The organism is Bacteroides sp. AF32-8BH, assembly GCF_003435205.1.
Classification (GTDB): Bacteria; Bacteroidota; Bacteroidia; order Bacteroidales; family Bacteroidaceae; genus Bacteroides; species Bacteroides ovatus.
Genome location: NZ_QVLZ01000016.1, coordinates 99,691 through 119,477 on the forward strand (window position 1 = coordinate 99,691; position 19,787 = coordinate 119,477).

The following is a 19,787-nucleotide window of genomic DNA, read 5'->3' on the forward strand; positions in this document are numbered from 1 at the left end:
TGAGTTTTTAAGATTCCCCGTTATCTTTTTATTATAAGATATGGGTCCAGGGGGAGGGGTAGTGAGGGGAGATTTATAACCTTTTATTTTATTATTTTCTATACTATCTCCTTTTTTATCTATAAAAAAAAATACGAAAGTTATAAATCTACCCTCACTACCCCTCACCCTGGACCCATTCATTAGCGCACCGTTTAACTCGTTTCTATGCAGTTTTGATTCTTTTCACCACAGAGGACACAGAGGTTATAATTATCTATGAATTAGAACTTTGAAACCTCTGCGTCCTCCATGTCCTCTGTGGTGAAATAGTTCATTTCCGTACCGTTATGAATCAAATTTTGGTGCAGTTGCCCTGTATTTTATCTGATAAGTCTAAATATCAATCTAGTTTTTTTATAACTTCGCAGCGCGAAGATCAAGAATTAGAATTAAAATGAATCAGACAGCACAATCATGGTGGTTTATCTTTTACAAAGACCAACTGCTTCTTGAGAAAAAAGAGGATGGTATATATACCGTCCCATGTGGAGAAAGCTCTCCTATTGTTATTAAAGAAAAAACAACCGTACACAATATCACTACACTGGAAGGGAGAAACTGCAAGGCTTTCTCCCTCTCCTCTCCCATTGAAGAATCGGAGCAATGGATCATGATAGGGCTTCGTGCCTCCTATGAATATCTTCCTTTGTCTCATTATCAGACAGCAGGAAAAGCACATGAGATTCTGCATTGGGATAGAAACAGCCGCTTTTGTTCCGCCTGCGGCACGCCTATGGAACAGAAAGAATCTATCATGAAGCGTTGTCCGAAATGTGGCCGGGAGGTATATCCTTCCATTTCCACAGCGATTCTTGTATTAGTGAGAAAAAAAGATTCACTACTTTTAGTGCACGCCCGCAATTTTAAAGGAACATTCAACAGTCTCGTTGCCGGATTTCTGGAAACCGGAGAAACGCTAGAAGAATGTGTAGCACGTGAAGTAAAAGAAGAAACCGGACTGGATGTAAAAAATATCACTTATTTCGGTAATCAGCCCTGGCCTTATCCCAGCGGACTAATGGTCGGCTTTATTGCTGATTATGCCGGAGGGGAAATCAACCTCCAAGATGAAGAATTGAGTTCGGGAGACTTTTATACAAGAGACAATTTACCCGAACTTCCCAGAAAACTTAGCCTTGCCCGAAAGATGATTGATTGGTGGATAGAGCATCCAAATGAATAAATCAAACATGGAAAATATCATCAAAGGAATCCGACAGTATTATCCGGTATCCGACAGTTCTTTGGAAGTACTCTTCAGTTATATGAAGAAAATGGAGCTTCCCAAAAAACATTTACTAATACACGGTGGAGTACTAGACCGCCACGTCTACTTTATTGAAAAAGGATTTTGTAGATCCTATTGTTTACGTGACGGAGAAGAAATCACGATCTGGTTTTCACGCGAAGGTGATATTACCTTTGCCATGAAAGATTTATATCATAATCAACCGGGATACGAATATGTAGAATTACTGGAAGATTGTGAATTATATGCCATACGTATTGAAGATTTAAATCAAATTTATGAAACTAATATAGAAATTGCCAACTGGGGACGTGTCATTCATCAGGAATGTTTGTTGTACATGGATATTCACCATATCAACCGATTGTATCTTCCGGCTAAAGAACGTTATGAACAACTTTTACGTGAGCAACCCGATGTCATTCACCGTGCCCAATTGGGATATATAGCCTCCTTTCTAGGCATGACTCCCCAACATCTTAGCCGCCTACGCTCCGAATCTTGAATCTTTTTAATCTATGTGAATTTTTATATCACAAGAAAGCAGTACTTTTGTCAGCGAATACAAAAAAAACTGATAAGTATCGTGATTAACACATTAACTTCTTTACGAATATTATTTGCCTTGATGGTATTCGGGGCACATTGTTATGTTCTGGATCCGAGCTTCGACACACACTTCTTTAAAGAAGGATTTGTTGGAGTCAGCTTTTTTTTTCATCCTTAGTGGCTTCATTATTACCTATAATTATGAAGAAAAGTTATTGGAAAAGACCACCACCAAACGTACTTTTTGGGTAGCACGCATTGCCCGCATTTATCCCCTCCATCTACTTACTCTATTAATTGCCGCATGTATAGGAGGGTCTGTTCAATACAACGATACGACAGACTGGATAAAACACTTCACCGCTTCCACTTTTTTATTGCAACCGTTCTTCCCTTCTGCAGATTATTTTTTCTCATTCAATAGTCCTTCGTGGAGTTTGGGCTGCGAACAGTTATTTTATTTCTGTTTCCCCCTCATCATTCCTTTCTTAAATAGTAAACGGAATTTATGCATCACTCTTTTCATCTGCCTGCTGGTTATGCTGACAGGTATGCATCTGACTGCTGAAGAACAAATAAAAGCATACTGGTATGTAAATCCAATCACCCGCCTGCCGGACTTTTTTGTAGGTGTTTTACTTTATCAGTTTTATCGGTCGATATTCAACAAAAAGATTTCTTATTCCACTGGAACACTATTAGAAATAGGAGTAGTCATTTTATTTTTTGTTTTCTATTTTTGTGCCGCAAACATTCCCAAAGTATACCGCTATTCTTGTTACTACTGGCTACCCGTTTCTTTGGTGATACTTATCTTTGCCTTACAAAGAGGGTATATATCCCGGTTACTATCCAATCGGGGCTTAGTGATAGGAGGAGAAATCAGTTATAGTTTCTATCTGATACATTTATTTATTATACTCACATACCTCCAAATGGCTACTCTGTATCAATGGCACATACATTGGATGATAAGTGTCCCCGTCATTTTTTGCATCACTATTGCGCTTAGCTTACTTTCTTATTATTATTTTGAAAAGCCTGCCAATAGATGGGTAAAACGAATACTAACTAAAAAACAATCATAAATTAGCCCCATGGAATTATCAACAAAAACACCCCGAATTGAAGTAGTAGATGCTCTTAGAGGATTTGCTGTAATGGCCATCCTTCTGGTTCATAACCTGGAGCATTTCATTTTCCCTGTATATCCGGAAAGTTCTCCTGAATGGCTCACCATTTTGGATGCCGGAGTATTTAATGCGACATTTTCACTGCTTGCCGGAAAGTCTTATGCAATATTCGCTCTGCTTTTCGGATTCACTTTCTATATCCAGTCGCACAACCAGCAGTTGAAAGGAAAAGATTTTGGTTACCGCTTTTTATGGAGAATGATATTGCTGGCAGGATTCGCCACTCTGAATGCCGCTTTCTTCCCGGCAGGAGATGTCCTGCTTCTGTTTGTTGTAGTCAGTCTTGTACTGTTTATCGTACGTAAATGGAGTGACAAAGCGATTCTAATCACCGCCATCTTGTTTTCACTGCAACCGATTGAATGGTTTCATTATATAATGAGCCTTTTCAATCCTGCCTATACCCTACCCGATTTGAATGTTGGAGCCATGTATGCTGAAGTAGCGGAATACACCAAAGCCGGAAACTTTTGGGATTTTCTGATAGGTAATATTACTTTAGGACAGAAAGCAAGCCTGTTTTGGGCTATCGGTGCCGGACGTTTCTTGCAGACTGCCGGACTTTTCCTGTTTGGCTTATATATCGGACGCAAAGAATTGTTCGTAACTACCGAATCTCATTTGAAGTTCTGGATGAAAGCACTTATTATTGCAGCTATCAGTTTCGCGCCACTGTATTCTCTGAAAGAACAGATCATGCAAAGTGACAGCAGTCTGATTCAGCAAACAGTAGGTACTGCTTTTGATATGTGGCAGAAGTTTGCATTCACGATTGTACTTGTTTCTTCTTTCATGTTGCTTTATCAGAAAGATAAATTCAAGAAAGCCGTATCCAACCTACGATTCTACGGAAAAATGAGTTTGACCAACTATATTTCCCAATCTATTTTAGGAGCTATTATCTATTTTCCATTCGGGCTTTATCTTGCTCCTTACTGTGGATATACTCTTAGCTTGATTATAGGTATCGTTCTTTTCCTGTTACAGGTTAAGTTCTGCAAATGGTGGCTATCTAACCATAAACAAGGACCATTGGAGACAATATGGCATAAATGGACTTGGATCGGAACCAAGAAATGACAGGAAGAAAAGCAGGCTACGAAATATGCACAACTACAAACGAACAACTTACGAATATGAAACTGAACGTATCACTCTAAAGCATCAACAACACATGTGTATATCCGCAGCCTGCCTGTTGAAATTGAGATGATGCCAATACAACAAGATTCTCGCAAGAAGGATTTGCAAGTGGACTTAAAGAATGCAAAGGAAATGAAAGAACTGTACCAAGTGAGGAAAAATACCCGAAAATAGGCAGAATCAGGGGCATGTACAGAGAAAAAAGAAGCGCCTCCACAATCTTCAAAAGATTATAGAGGCGCTATTTTATTATTTATCTTTTTATGATCTATATCTGAAATTTCAGAAGAGACAAAATCAGATACCCAATGATTTTTTCACTGCTTCAATCTTTTCCATGGCGGCAGATTCGGCAGAAGCATAACAGTTGCGGCATCCCATTTCACCCTGAACTTCCATATAGAACTTAATCTTCGGTTCTGTACCTGAAGGACGAACAGAAACTTTGCTACCGTCTTCTGTGAAATATTGAAGAACGTTAGATGGTTCCGGCATATCGATGGCAGTTACGTTACCTTTATCATCAGTCTGTTTCAGTGTCTTATAATCTTTGCTTAAGATCACCTTAGAGCCACCCAATTCTTTCGGAGGATTAGCACGGAAGTTTTCCATCATTGCTTTGATTTCTTCAGCACCACTCTTACCCGGTTTCACTACGTTTACGGTAAACTCTTTAGAGAATCCATATTCTACGTAGATATCAAGCAACAACTGATACAAAGATTTGCCATTATCTTTTGCCCATGCGGCAACTTCAGCAATCAGACAGCAAGCAGATACAGCATCTTTATCACGAACAAAATCTTCGGCAAGGAATCCATAGCTTTCTTCACCACCACCGATATATTTCTGTTTACCTTCACGCAGACGGATTTCACGGGCAATCCATTTAAATCCAGTATAGCAGTCAAGCATTTCGATATTATTCTTATCTGCGATTTTCTTGATAAGTTCGGTAGTAACGATTGTCTTCACACAGAACTCATTACCTTTAATCTTACCCAGTTGTTTGTATTGAGTCAGAATATAATAAAGGTACATCATACAGGTCTGGTTACCGTTAATCAGTACCCATTCACCCTTGTCATCCTTACAAGCGATACCCACACGGTCAGCATCCGGATCGGAAGCCATTACGAGTTCAGCATCAATTTCTTTAGCAAGGTTTACAGCCATAGAAAGAGCTTCCGCATTTTCAGGATTCGGAGATACGACAGTCGGGAAGTTACCGTCCTTAACCATTTGTTCGGGAACAGTGAATACGTTTTCGAATCCCCACATCTTCAATGCACGCGGAATCAACATCATACCTGTACCGTGAATCGGAGTATAGACAATCTTCATATCTTTGTGACGGGCGATAGCTGCCGGATCAATAGAAACGGTTTTCACCATGTCCAGATAAATTTTATCAATGTCTTCGCCGATAATCTGAATCAAATCAGGATTTCCCTGGAATTTAATGTCAGCAGCAGAAGCAATGGCATTTACTTCGTCGATGATGCCTTTATCGTGTGGAGCCAATACCTGTGCACCATCGTCCCAATATGCCTTGTAACCGTTGTATTCCTTCGGATTGTGAGAAGCAGTCAGAATGATACCGCTCTGGCAACCGAGGTGACGGATAGCAAAAGACATTTCCGGAGTCGGACGCATATCGTCAAACAGATATACTTTAATGCCATTGGCAGAGAATATATTAGCAGATGTCTCTGCAAACAAACGGCTGTTGTTACGGCAGTCATGACCGACTACTACAGAAATTTGTGGCAGGTCTTTGAAGTTCTTCTTCAGATAGTTGGAAAGCCCTTGAGTGGCAGCACCTACCGTATAGATATTCATACGATTGCTACCTACTCCCATGATACCACGCAAACCACCAGTACCAAATTCAAGGTCTTTGTAGAAAGCTTCAATAAGTTCGGTTTTATCATCGTTTTCCAACATTCGTTTCACTTCAGCCTGGGTTTCAGCATCATAAGCCGGGGTTAGCCATTTTTCGGCTTTTTCAGTGACCTGTTTAATAAGTTCCTGATTTTCCATTTCGATTGTTATTTATTGGTTAATGAATTATTTATTATCAATTTCTCGAGCACACAAATGTAAAATAATAAGTTTATAAATCCTAGGTATTCAATTAAAAATTAGAAATTAAAAATTAAAAACCAGAGATTAAAAGTAAATAGCCATCCCACAGCAACAACTTGTCAGCCCATTTTAATCTTTCATTTTTAATCTTTCATTTTTAATCTTTCATTTTCAATTCTTATTTTACCAAATATCTGTCGCCAGTCTGTTTGACATATTCCTGCAAGAATTCTTTCGGATATCCGGGACGGATCACACCGGCAGGTTGTCCGATAGAATTACGTTCAAACTTACCATCTTTAACACGCTTCACTACTCCATCATTATACTTCACAATCAAGAATGTACCTAATTGTTTCCAAGTATCGAAAGTGCTCTGTGCGGTCATATTTGTATAATTTGTCAGAAAATCAACTGCTGCGTTCTTATCTTTAGCCAACAGTTTGGCAGCCATCTCTTCAATGCCTTCCTGTGCATTGTTGAAAGTCGTTTCCATTTCTTTCTGCGCTTCCCGTACATCACCGATCATCAAATCATAACGCGGATAGACCATATTAGATACCCAGTTGAAAATCCAGAAAGCTGAATTCCAAGAGAATGTTATATAATCGGCTCCATCTACACGGGTATAGCATACCGGAACTTTCGTTGCGCAGCAATAGACCGGAGTAAATACCGTCATGTTGGCATCATCCACACCAAACCAAAGTACACCACCTATCGGGTCCGGCTTATGAGCACGCATTTGTGCAACAAATACAAATCCGCTTTGTTGAGTGGAAATGGGACGTTCGTTGAAATATTCCTTATCGTCTACCTTGAAGTTCAGAGGAGAAAGGCGATATGGCGTCTTATAAGGACCTGCTCCGAAATCATTGGAAATATCAAGAGGCGTACCTTCATAGTGGTCACGCATCATATCTTTCACATCCTGTACAGACAGTTTATGTTTCGGTTTCACAAAAAGAGGCATTGGAGTATCGGTCTTTCCCTCAATATAAGGAAGATACTCTTTTCCATTATCCGTGAACTTATTAAAATAGCTCCACACACGTGCCTCACAGAAACGACGAGCACCAAAATCAAGAGGCGCATAAGCTAACGAAAAGCTAAAATCTTTATTTACTCCATTAAAATATCCCTTCTCACGAGCGAAAGAAACGACATCCGGAGAGTACATACAGTTCTCCTTGTCATTCATATCAAACTGGTGGATACGTGACTGATTAGCATGAGCCGAAATGCAGTCATCAGGCACACGTACAGCTACCCAAACAGCTCCACGAATTCCGGGACCTTTACCAATCATTTCCATGATCCATATTTCGTTCGGATCGGCAATAGTAAAGGACTCTCCTTCGCTATAATAACCGTATTGCTGCACTAAATCGGTCATGATTTTAATTGCTTCACGGGCAGTGCGCGAACGTTGCAAACCAATATAAATCAGACTTCCGTAATCAATAATCCCTGTGGAATCCGCCAGTTCCGGACGTCCGCCGAAAGTCGTCTCACCAATCGTAACCTGATATTCATTCATATTACCGACTACATTGTAAGTCTGACGTGCCTGCTCTATTTCTCCCAGATACTTGCCGGTATCCCATTCATACACTTTCAACATCGTTCCCTTCGGGTAGGTAGCAGCCGGATAATGATAGAGTTCTCCGAACAGGCCATACGAGTCAGCAGAATAGGAAACGATCGTCGAGCCATCGGCAGACGCATTCTTTCCAACAATCAGGTTAGTGCAAGCGAAAGTGTTCGCCACAGCTGCCATAAACATGGCAGCACAAAGAATAATTCTTCTTTTCATAAATATATGATTCACTTTTAGTAATTTACCAAACAAAGCTTTCACGAGCTATCGTTTCATTCCCACAACCATCGGTCACTGTAAACTCGACAGTATGCTTTCCGCCCTTCTTCACGTGTTTCGGATCAAGTACACATTCCCAGTACGATTTCACAATATTGGGGCGTCCGAAAAGTGCATACTTACCATCAATCGTTCCACGATAGGAAGCAATTCCCGCCCCCTGATCTTTCAACCGATAGACAATCTTTCCGTTTCTTCCCCACTGGTTCTTATTGACAGGAATAATCTCCGGCGGAATGGTGTCGATGGCAACAGTATAAGTTCCCAGCTCCCTGATAGCGGCTTTCATGTATCCATCTTCATACTTTCCACCTACGCTGTACTTTCCTCCCTTCGGAGTGATACGGGCTACATAATATTTGGTCGTATCGGCAACCGGCTTTCTACGCAACCCGATACGAAGTTCACAAGCTGCATGCAATGGAACCGTCTTATCATTCAGTTGATAAGTAAAAGCAACGGCACCACTATCCGCCTTCATCTGATAATTGAGGGGGACATCGTCATACAACATTCCTTTCGGAATAACCAGGCTCAATCCCGGTTCTTGCAAATAATTAGTCTTATTCCAGGTGAAATAATATTTCTCTCGATGATTCAACGGTTCAACCGGCTGCTTCCGGCCCCGTACGGTAAAACGATAGTTGGAAGTGTTTCCGAAAGCATCTTTCAACGTATATAAGAACTGATAATCCCGTTCCTCGTCAATCGTCACCAAACCACGATTATCATTCGACGCTTTCAGCAGACGCAACGTATTCCCCGGATCAATAAAAGATTTCATATATTGTCCATACGTCCAAGAGTTAATCATCCGGTTTTCTTCCTGTGAGAAGCGATCTACTGTGCTACGAAATATTTCATTCCCATCTACCGCGAGCACAACAGAATAAACTCCATAATGGTTACTTACGCCATCCATATAATCGTATGCCTTGATACCCATACCTATCACTCCCCATGCTTCCACGGGACGTTCGCTATTGGGAAGAATCGTTTTATTCTCCTGCTTTCCATCCACAACTCCTTTGCCCGGTTGCGGAAAAAACATGATGCCATCCGCTTTCGGAGCACGCGTATCTTTTATTTTCGATTGAAAAAAAGGCATAGGGTCAATATAATCTCCCGATTCCGTTTCAAACACATCCAGATGAAGATGCGGACCGAACGAATATCCGGTGTTTCCGCTCCATGCAATCTGCTGACCTCCTTTTACCGGATATTCTCCCGGTTCGGGAACAATCTCCACTTCCCAGTTCTCTTCTTCATATTGAAGTTTCTCCACCCTTTCGGCAATGGGAGAAACAAAACCACTCAAGTGACGGTTGATAGTTGAATAACCATTATGGTAGCAGACATCAAGTACATATCCCGATCCATTCGTGACACGAATACGTGAAATATAGCCATCAGCGAGAGCACAAACGGGTTTACCGATCACTCCGCCTGTTTTAAAATCCAGCCCGCCATGGAAGTGATTGGAGCGGATTTCGCCAAAGTTTCCACTCAATGTAAGAGGAAAGTCAAAAGGAGGCACAAAGGTAGCTTGCTTTTTCTCTTGTCCATACCCTCCGATGCAGCAAGCTAGCATCAAAGCTGTGATATATCGTCTCATCATTCCATTCACTTTTTTACTCCCGCAAATGTACACTATTCCCACTAAACTATGAAATATCTGGGAGGAATGATGGCCTTAGATTCTAGTTAATATTTCTTTTTAATGTTATATTCATTGCAAATCAGTAGTCATTATGTTATTAATATTAGTACTTTTGTGGCTGTTTTTTAATTATAATTAAAAGTTAGAGACTCAATGAGAATGTATGTAAAAGTAATGGCAGCGGTCATTGCATGTATATTGCTGAGTGGAGAAGCGCTCTCGGCATTTGCAACTACCCCCGCTACAGAAAATCTGAGTTGGTTTAAAAAGAAAAAGAAGAAACCAGAAGAGAAAGAAGAGAAGAGTAAAAGCGACTACGAAAAATTAGTGGAAGACAGTAAAACTACAAAAGGAATGTTTGCTGTACACCAAAAGAAGAATGACTATTATTTTGAAATTCCTACCTCACTTTTGGGACGTGATTTATTAGTTGTCAACAAACTGCAGCGAGTTCCTGCCGAACTTAATGATGCAGGTGTAAACCGTGGAGTAAACTACGAGAATCAGATGGTTTGCATGGAATGGGATAAAGCTACGGGCAAACTAATGCTACGACAACAACGCCCATTACCTCTGGCCCCCCAAACGGATGCTATCTTCCGTTCGGTAAAGGATAATTTTATCTCTCCGTTGATTGCCGCATTCAAAATCGAAGCGATTAATGCAGATTCTACTGCATTAGTAATCAAGGTGAATGATATTTATGACGGTACTGAAACCAGTATTAATAATGTATTTACTAATATCAATCTGGGTACTTCGGCTATCAAGAACTTATCACGTATTTTATCCATCAAATCCTTTTCAAACAATGTCGTGGCAACTTCCGAGTTGACCACCAGAGTTACAGAAGGAACCACCACAGTTTATGTGACGGTGGAAGTTAGCTCTTCTATTCTCTTGTTACCCGAAAAGCCGATGATGGGGCGATTCGACAATCAGAAGGTCGGTTATTTCACTAATCCGTTATTAAGTTTCAGTGATGCACAACAACGTACGGATAAAACACAGTATATCACTCGCTGGCGTATGGAGCCTAAACCGGAAGACCGGGAGGCTTATCTGAAAGGTCAGCTTGTGGAACCTGCCAAACCAATCGTATTCTACATTGATAATTCAACGCCTTACCAATGGCGTACGTACATTAAGAAAGGTATTGAGGACTGGCAGATTGCTTTTGAAAAGGCTGGTTTCAAGAATGCGATTATCGCCAAGGAAATCACGGACAGTATGCATGTAGATATGGACGATGTCAACTACTCCGTACTGACTTATGCAGCTTCAGAAAAGAAAAATGCAATGGGACCTTCTCTGTTAGATCCACGTTCCGGAGAAATTCTGGAAGCTGATATTATGTGGTGGCACAATGTGCTTTCTATGGTACGCGAATGGATCACTGTGCAAACTGGAACTGTGTGTCCGGAAGCACGCAATGTGCAATTACCCGATGCTTTAATGGGAGATGCCATCCGGTTCGTTGCTTGCCATGAGGTAGGCCACTCATTGGGACTCCGTCACAATATGATGGGATCATGGGCTTTCCCGACGGATTCATTACGTTCCGAAGCATTCACTTCCAGAATGAATTCTACCGCTTCATCTATCATGGATTATGCACGATTCAATTATATCGCACAACCAGGAGATGGCGTGAAAGTTCTTTCTCCGCATATCGGTCCTTATGACATGTTTGCTATCGAATATGGTTATCGTTGGTACGGAAAGAAGACTCCGGAAGAAGAAAAGGATGTTTTATTCGATTTTTTGAGCAAACATACTGATCGTCTTTATAAATATAGTGAAGCACAGGATGTACGTGATGCGGTAGATCCACGTGCACAGAACGAAGATTTAGGTGATGATCCGGTTCGTTCTTCTTTACTTGGCATTGAGAATCTGAAACGTATTGTTCCGCAAATTCTTCAATGGACTACTACCGGCGAGAAAGGACAAACTTATGAAGAAGCATCACGCCTCTACTATGCAGTAATCAACCAATGGAACAACTATTTATATCATGTCCTTGCCAATATTGGCGGTATCTACATTGAAAATACAATTGTTGGAGATGGCGTCAAGACTTATACATTCGTTGAGAAAGAGAAACAACAAGCTTCACTAAAATTTCTGATGGATGAAGTATTAACATATCCTAAATGGCTGTTTGACACGGAAGTAGGACAATATACTTATCTACTTCGTAATACTCCCATCGGAAAACAGGAGAATGCTCCTACGCAAATCTTAAAGAACGCCCAAGCCTATATCCTTTGGGATTTACTAGGCAACACCCGTTTGATGCGTATGATAGAGAATGAGTCTGTCAACGGGAAAAAAGCCTTCACAGTAGTGGAGCTTATGGACGGACTTCATAAAAACATTTTCGGTATTACCGAACGTGGTGGCATCCCCAACGTAATGGAACGTTCTTTGCAGAAAAACTTCCTCGATGCATTACTTACAGCAGCCGCAGAACCCGAAGCTGTAAAAATCAACAAGAAGATTGCAAATGAGCATTTCCTGCTTGACCATGCCACTCCTTTCTGCAGCTGTTATGCAGCCGAACAACGGGCACTTCGCCAAGAAGACCGAATGGGCGCTCCACGTGTGCTTAACTTCTATGGTAGTCAGCTCAACCGTATTTCTGATGCTATCTCGGTGAAACGCGGAGAGCTATTACGTATCAAGAAATTGTTGCAGAGCCGTCTCGGCACTTCTGATACTGCTGCACGCTATCATTATGAGGATATGATTCTACGTATTAATACGGCTTTGGGAATCAAATAAAACAAAATCAATCACTTTAACAATCTATATTGATGAGAAAAAAATATTTATACGTTCTTATATGTTTTCTTGTTAGCACGTTGGCTGTAGCCAACGCTGCTAATCGCACAATCACCGGAGTCGTCATATCCGGTGAAGACAATGAACCTCTAATCGGTGCTTCTGTATATGTTAATGCAGACGATTTGAAAAAAGCCGGAGTATCACAGACTTCTCTAGGTACTATCACTGATATGGATGGTAAATTCTCCATTTCCATTCCGGAAAAGGTGACCAGACTACATTGTAGTTATATAGGTTTTGAAGAACAAAACATCATATTACAAACAGGAAAAGATACTTATCGTATTGTACTTCAAGCTTCATCACACACATTAGGAGACGTAGTAGTAACTGGTTATCAAGAACTGGAACGTCGTAAACTGACTGCTGCCATTGCCAAAGTAGATGTTACAGATGGAATGGTAGGTGCTGCAAAAAGTATCGATCAGGCGTTAGCAGGACAAATCGCCGGTGTAGCTGTTACGACAACTTCTGGTGCACCGGGAGCTCCAGCACGTATTCGTATTCGTGGTACGGCTTCATTAAATGGAACACAAGACCCATTGTGGGTATTGGATGGGATACCTTTGGAGGGTACGGACATTCCAGAAATCAACAAAGACAACGATAATGACATCGTAAATATGTCACAATCTTCTATCGCAGGTTTAAGTCCAAACGACATTGAAAGCATTACGATATTAAAAGATGCAGCTGCTACTGCTATCTATGGTGCACGTGCTGCAAATGGCGTAATTGTGGTAACAACCAAAAGAGGAAAAACCGGAAAACCTGTTATTAACTTCAATACTAAATTGACTTATACTCCAAATCTCAATACTTCACGACTCAACTTACTAAACTCGGAAGAGAAAGTCGATTTGGAACTTCAATTATTAAAAGAAGCACGGTTTGACATATTATGGGGATTAACAGATCCGATACCGGTATTTCCTGAAAAAGGAAAAGTTGCTGCTATCATGAAACAATATAACTTAATAGACATCTATAAAGAACAGGGGTGGAACGGACTGACACCTGAAGCCCAAAATGCTATAAACAAACTGAAAACAATCAATACAGACTGGAATGATATATTATTCAGAGATGCTTTCACGCAAGAATATAACTTTAGCATTTCCGGTGGTAGCGAAAAGGTTACTTATTACAACTCACTTGGTTATGTCAAAGAAAACGGAAATGTACCAGGTGTAAGCATGAGCCGTTTTAATCTGACCAGTAAAACGTCTTACCAAATCAACAAAATATTAAAAATTGGAATGTCTATTTTTGCCAACAGACGCAAGAATAACACATTTATGACTGATACTTACGGACTTATTAACCCTATATATTATTCACGTATCGCCAACCCTTACTTTGCTCCGTTTGACGAACAAGGAAACTACCTTTACGATTACGACGTAGTCAGAAGTAATGAAACAGATGAAAAGCAAGGCTTTAATATATTCGAAGAACGAGCAAACACCAATAAAGAATCTGTCACCACAGCCATCAATTCTATCTTTGATGTTCAGCTACGTTTTAACGATCAGTGGAAAGTTTATTCACAGATTGGTGTGCAATGGGATCAATTGTCGCAAGAAGAATATGCCGGGATAAATTCATATAATATTAGGAATATACGTGAAACCAATAAATATTGGAAAAATGGTGTACAAACCTATCTTATACCAGAAGGAGGCATGCTTAAAACAACTAATAGTACAACCTCACAACTCACATGGAAAATCCAAGGAGAATACAAAAACACATTTGGGGATATACATGACATACAAATAATGGCTGGTTCGGAAATTCGCAAAAACTGGGTAGACAACCAAGCCTCAACCGGATACGGATATGATCCCAAGAAACTAACATTCCAGAATCTCATATTTAAAGATGAAGCACAAGCCAATGATTGGAATCTAAAAACTAAATCGTACAAGGAAAACGCTTTTGCTTCTTTCTTTGCCAATGGTTCATATACTTTAATGAATCGTTATACATTGGGAGGAAGTGTGCGCATGGATGGTTCTGATTTATTCGGAGTAGATAAGAAATACCGTTTCTTACCAATCTATTCGGTAAGCGGTTTGTGGCGTTTATCTAATGAATCGTTCATTAGACAATACAAATGGATTGATAATTTAGCTCTTCGCCTTTCTTATGGCTTACAAGGAAATATTGATAAGGGAACCTCTCCATTCCTAGTCGGAAAATATGATAATGTGAATATTTTACCAGGTTACAGTGAAGAAAATATTATTATCAATAGTGCTCCCAACAGTAAATTACGCTGGGAAAAAACAGCATCTTACAATCTAGGAATAGATTTTTCTGTACTCAATCAAGCCATCAATCTTAGTGTAGATTACTACTATAGAAAAGGAACAGACTTAATTGGTTCTAAAGCATTAGCTTTAGAAAATGGATTCACTAATATGTCTATAAACTGGGCTAGTATGGAAAATAAAGGTGTAGAAATAAACCTGCAGACACGTAATATCACCACTAAAAACTTCTCTTGGTACACTACTTTCAACTTCGCATATAATCAAAATAAAGTACTAAAAGTACTTACAGATAAAAGCCAAGTGACTCCTAGTCTGGAAGGATATCCCGTAGGTGCAATCTTTGCACTAAAAACAAAAGGTATAAATCCTGATACAGGACAAATCTATCTTGAGAATAAAGAGGGGAAAGCTGTCACTGTAGAAGAGTTATTCAGAATGACATCGAATGAAGATGGTCTTGGCACTTACCAAATAGGACCAAGTACTGAAGAACAAAGAGACTTTTACAGCTATGTTGGAACGTCAGATGCTCCCTACACAGGCGGTTTTCTAAATACGTTCAATTACCGAAATTGGGAACTGAATCTGAATTTTTCATATAATTTTGGAGCACACGTAAAAACAACTCCAAGTTATAATGTATCTGACTTAGACCCAGGGCGCAATATGAATAGAGACATACTGGATAGATGGACACCGGAAAATACAACAGGAAAGTTCCCTGCATTAGCAACGTACAATTACAATCCGGCCGACTACTACTTGTTCAGTACTCGAAATGACATTTACAGATCACTGGATATCTGGGTAAAAAAGCTAAGCTTTGTACGTCTACAAAATATACGTCTTGCTTACCGGGTTCCATCCGAATGGCTTCATAAACTAAGTATCGGCGGAGCAACTGTAGGATTAGAGGCTCGTAACCTATTCGTTATCAGCTCTAATTATGATAATTATATGGATCCGGAATCAATGGGCAACCTATACTCTACCCCAGTTCCCAAATCCATTACCTTCAATCTAAGTCTTAACTTTTAAAAAATATATTATGACAAAGAAAATATATTATATATTCACATTAATAGGAAGCCTGTTATTATCTTCCTGTGATAGTTATTTGGACATACAACCAGTAGGCCAAGTAATTCCCAATACGCTAGCTGAATACAGAGCTTTATTCACAACAGCTTACAATACAGCACTCAATGACAGAGGAATATGCGAAATCAGAACAGATATCGCAACCATATTACAGTCTGATGCCACTTCCAAAAATTCTTTAGGAGATGTTGAAAAATGGAATGATGTTAATCCGAATGCAAGTACGAGACAATTTGGATGGGCGGCCTATTATACCAATATCTATTATGCCAACGCAATCATCGATAAAAAAGATGAAATATCAGAAGGAAGCCAAGAAGATATTAATCAATTAGTTGGAGAAGCTTACCTCATGAGAGCATATATGCATTTCATATTGGTCAATCTTTATGGACAACCTTATACAGCTACCGGAGCATTAGAAACCAAAGCAGTTCCTCTAAAACTCAATACTGATTTAGAAGAAATACCATCAAGAAATACTGTAAAGGAAATATATACCTCTATTTTATCTGATATAGAAACAGCACGGAAACTGATTAATAAAAAAGAATGGGAAATTCAATATTCATACCGTTTTTCAACATTATCAGTAGATGCTATGGAATCACGGGTATATTTATACATGGGTGAATGGAGCAAATCTTATGAAGCTTCGGAACGTGTATTAGCCGGAAAATCGACATTGGTAAACCTAAATGATGAAGGAGGCAAACTTCCTAATGAATTTACATCTGTAGAAATGATCACTGCCTATGAAGTTTTTCCAAATAGCGATTATGCCGGATCACTCTTACTTTACCCTTCATTTTTACAAGAATATGAGGAAGAAAAAGATCTACGTCCAAACAAGTATTATCAAGCAAATAAAAATGGAAATTATACTTCCATCAAAAGTGGTGAATCTAAATTCAAATGTACTTTCCGCACCGGAGAGCTTTATTTAAATTCAGCAGAAGCTGCTGCACATTTAAACAAATTACCTGAAGCACGTACCCGGCTCTTGAAACTAATAGAGAATCGTTATACATCAGAAGGTTATGAGCAGAAAAAGAATGAAATAAATGCGATGAGCCAAGAAAAGCTAGTCACAGAAATTCTGAAAGAACGTGCTCGCGAGCTTGCTTTTGAAGGCCATCGCTGGTTTGATTTACGCCGAACTACCCGACCGGAAATCAAAAAAGAAATTGAAGATGTAACCTACACACTTGTACAAGATGATTCCCGTTACACATTGCGTATTCCACAAGATGCAATTGATGCTAATCCCGGACTTTTAAACTAATAACCAAGCATTTTTCATAGAAACAAACCGCCTGACATCATAGACTAAAAAGCTCCCTTTACCAAAAGCGTAAAAGGAGCTTTTTTTAATCTATCTATTAGCCATTTCTCATTTTGTACACCTACCTCATTCACCATTAAATCTTTATCCCCTAAAAGCATTGTTCTTTAACAAGAAATCCGTATCTTTGTAGCGACTTATTACGATTAATAACGTAGAAGCGTTTAGAATATTATCTCTATTCAGAATCTGGTAAATTCTTTAATTGGGGAGATAATGGCAACTAAGCGTTCACGTCTTTGTTATATGCAAGGGCGTGGACTCTGTTGTTCATTTCCCAATAGGTTTACCAGAGCCTTGAATAGAATGAACTAACGACGTCCACGCTTCTCTTGTATATATATGGTATCCGGACGCTTACCACACAAACAATAAAGGTAATGAGCAGCACTATTACAAAGTTCTTCGCTTCTTTTTTAGCTTATGGGGTAGCTAATAAGAAAAAGCGCTTCTCGGCAATTGGCCGTTTCTCCGAAGGATTGGCTCCGGTAAAAGGAAAAATCCAATGGGGATACATCAATAAAGGATATGACGTTGTCATTCCTCTAATGTACGAACGGGCTTTCTCTTTTAAAGAAGGATTAGGGATGGTAGTACTCAATTCTCAATACGGATTCATCGACCATACCGGACAAATACAGATTCCGTTTAAATACACAGCCGCTCACTCGTTTGAACAAGAATGTGCACGGGTATGCCACGATGGATTATGGGGATTGATTGACAGACAAGGAAACTACATTCTTCCACCGACTTACAGTCAAATAGAACAATTCGCGGAAGGATTAGCTCTCGTCTCGCTACACAATAAGATAGGATTCATTAACAAGAAAGGAGAAGTTGTCATTCCCCTGGAATATGATAATGGACGCTCTTTCTCTGAAGGATTGGCTGCTGTTTGTATTGAAAGTCAGTCGTCCAAGTGGGGGTATATAAACAAAGACAATGAAGAAGTACTTCCTTTTAAGTACGATATTGCAGAACCCTTTTATAACAACATAGCTCGAGTGGGTCTCTATGGAAAAAGCATGAAAATCAACAAACAGGGCAGTGAATGTCTATAAAACAACCACTCTACGCATTTATTCATCTCAACACGCAAGGCATTCTGTTCTAAAACATCCCCTTACGAATAACAACGTAAGGGGATGTTTCGTACATTCGAACATGTTAAATCTTTAATACGCAACATTATGATTATCGGAGTACCAAAGGAAATCAAAAACAATGAGAACCGTGTAGGCATGACACCTTCGGGAGTGGCGGAAGTGGTAAAACAAGGGCATCGGGTATTTATCCAACATACAGCGGGAATAAATAGCGGTTTTCCGGATGAAGCATATCAAGCTGTCGGCGCGCATATCCTGCCAACAATAGAAGACATTTACGCCACTGCCGAGATGATTGTAAAGGTGAAAGAACCGATAATCACCGAATATAACTTAATCAGAAAAGGACAGTTACTATTCACTTATTTCCATTTTGCTTCCGACCGGGAGTTAACCCTCGCCATGCTCTCCAACAAATCAATATGCCTGGCTTATGAAACTGTAGAAGAAGCAGACCACTCATTACCTTTATTAATTCCCATGAGTGAAGTTGCCGGACGTATGTCTATCCAGGAAGGTGCCCGTTTTCTGGAAAAACCGCAAGGCGGAAAAGGTATCCTTTTGGGAGGTGTACCAGGTGTTAAACCAGCTAAAGTATTAATTTTAGGAGGTGGAGTTGTAGGTAGCAATGCCGCACAAATGGCTGCTGGAATGGGGGCAGATGTCACTATTACAGATATAAATCTGGCACGTCTGCGCTATTTGAGCGAGACACTGCCGAAGAATGTAAAGACATTGTACGCATCCGAACTAAGAATCAGAAAAGAATTGCCGGATGTAGATTTAGTTGTCGGCTCTGTACTGATTCCCGGTGATAAAGCACCACATTTGATTACCAAAGAGATGCTTTCAATGATGCAGCCCGGCACAGTATTAGTAGATGTAGCAATCGATCAGGGAGGATGTTTTGAAACCTCTCACCCGACCACTCACAGTGCACCGACCTATATTGTAGATGGAATCGTTCATTATGCAGTAGCTAATATTCCAGGAGCTGTACCTTACACTTCCACCCTTGCACTGACCAATGCTACCCTCCCCTATGTGATCGCTTTAGCAAATAAGGGATGGAAAAAAGCCTGCAAAGAAAATACAGCATTAGCACTCGGATTAAATATCGTAGAAGGAAAAATCGTTTATAAGGCCGTAGCCGACGTATTTGGTTTAAAGTACGATCCTATCAGCCTATAACTATGCATTTTCACCATACAGTAACACAAAGCCTTGCAGAGTTTTTTCTTTTTTCCAAATAAGACCATCTCAATGTCTTACGCTTTCGATTGATGATCTTTAAAAAAAC

General features: G+C 39.9%; 11 protein-coding genes and 1 pseudogene. 9 read left to right on the forward strand and 3 right to left on the reverse strand.

Annotated features, from left to right (window positions below):
- The first annotated feature begins 430 nt into the window (after positions 1 to 430).
- From nudC to DWZ47_RS13120, 4 genes and pseudogenes are all read left to right on the forward strand, one after another.
- Positions 431 to 1,225 (forward strand): NAD(+) diphosphatase, encoded by a 795-nt coding sequence (gene nudC, locus DWZ47_RS13105; protein ID WP_255421419.1) that lies wholly within the window; start codon positions 431 to 433, stop codon positions 1,223 to 1,225.
- A gap of 7 nt (positions 1,226 to 1,232) precedes the next feature.
- Positions 1,233 to 1,796 carry a Crp/Fnr family transcriptional regulator gene (locus tag DWZ47_RS13110; protein ID WP_004304240.1) on the forward strand — a complete coding sequence of 188 codons (564 nt, stop codon included), beginning with the start codon at positions 1,233 to 1,235 and terminating at the stop codon, positions 1,794 to 1,796.
- An 81-nt stretch (positions 1,797 to 1,877) separates the two neighbouring features.
- Positions 1,878 to 2,928: pseudogene (locus DWZ47_RS13115) on the forward strand (acyltransferase family protein).
- A gap of 9 nt (positions 2,929 to 2,937) precedes the next feature.
- The gene (locus DWZ47_RS13120; protein ID WP_117513432.1) at positions 2,938 to 4,113 is read left to right on the forward strand and encodes a DUF418 domain-containing protein; all 1,176 of its coding nucleotides are present in this window, start codon (positions 2,938 to 2,940) and stop codon (positions 4,111 to 4,113) included.
- 360 nt (positions 4,114 to 4,473) lie between these two features.
- On the opposite strand, the gene DWZ47_RS13125 is transcribed toward DWZ47_RS13120, so the two are convergent.
- From DWZ47_RS13125 to DWZ47_RS13135, 3 genes are all read right to left on the reverse strand, one after another.
- Positions 4,474 to 6,219 carry a phospho-sugar mutase gene (locus DWZ47_RS13125; RefSeq protein ID WP_032854661.1) on the reverse strand — a complete coding sequence of 582 codons (1,746 nt, stop codon included), beginning with the start codon at positions 6,217 to 6,219 and terminating at the stop codon, positions 4,474 to 4,476.
- A 223-nt stretch (positions 6,220 to 6,442) separates the two neighbouring features.
- The gene (locus DWZ47_RS13130) at positions 6,443 to 8,080 is read right to left on the reverse strand and encodes a C69 family dipeptidase (RefSeq protein WP_032843271.1); all 1,638 of its coding nucleotides are present in this window, start codon (positions 8,078 to 8,080) and stop codon (positions 6,443 to 6,445) included.
- A 25-nt stretch (positions 8,081 to 8,105) separates the two neighbouring features.
- Positions 8,106 to 9,758, reverse strand: a complete 1,653-nt coding sequence (locus tag DWZ47_RS13135) for a M23 family metallopeptidase (protein ID WP_117513455.1) — start codon at positions 9,756 to 9,758, stop codon at positions 8,106 to 8,108.
- 198 nt (positions 9,759 to 9,956) lie between these two features.
- Between DWZ47_RS13135 and DWZ47_RS13140 the strand changes: the two genes are divergently transcribed.
- The 5 genes from DWZ47_RS13140 (at position 9,957) to ald (ending at position 19,678) form a co-directional block, all read left to right on the forward strand.
- The gene (locus DWZ47_RS13140; protein WP_032843270.1) at positions 9,957 to 12,590 is read left to right on the forward strand and encodes a zinc-dependent metalloprotease; all 2,634 of its coding nucleotides are present in this window, start codon (positions 9,957 to 9,959) and stop codon (positions 12,588 to 12,590) included.
- A gap of 32 nt (positions 12,591 to 12,622) precedes the next feature.
- A complete protein-coding gene (locus DWZ47_RS13145) occupies positions 12,623 to 15,970 on the forward strand; it encodes a SusC/RagA family TonB-linked outer membrane protein (RefSeq protein WP_032854660.1) in 3,348 nt (1,115 codons plus the stop codon).
- 10 nt (positions 15,971 to 15,980) lie between these two features.
- On the forward strand, positions 15,981 to 17,318 hold the full coding sequence (locus DWZ47_RS13150) for a RagB/SusD family nutrient uptake outer membrane protein (RefSeq protein ID WP_032843266.1): 1,338 nt from the start codon (positions 15,981 to 15,983) through the stop codon (positions 17,316 to 17,318).
- A 440-nt stretch (positions 17,319 to 17,758) separates the two neighbouring features.
- Positions 17,759 to 18,442, forward strand: a complete 684-nt coding sequence (locus DWZ47_RS13155; RefSeq protein WP_004311339.1) for a WG repeat-containing protein — start codon at positions 17,759 to 17,761, stop codon at positions 18,440 to 18,442.
- Positions 18,443 to 18,571: 129 nt separating this feature from the next.
- Entirely contained in the window at positions 18,572 to 19,678 is a 1,107-nt protein-coding gene (ald, locus tag DWZ47_RS13160; RefSeq protein ID WP_004304250.1) for an alanine dehydrogenase, read from the forward strand.
- Positions 19,679 to 19,787 lie beyond the last annotated feature (109 nt).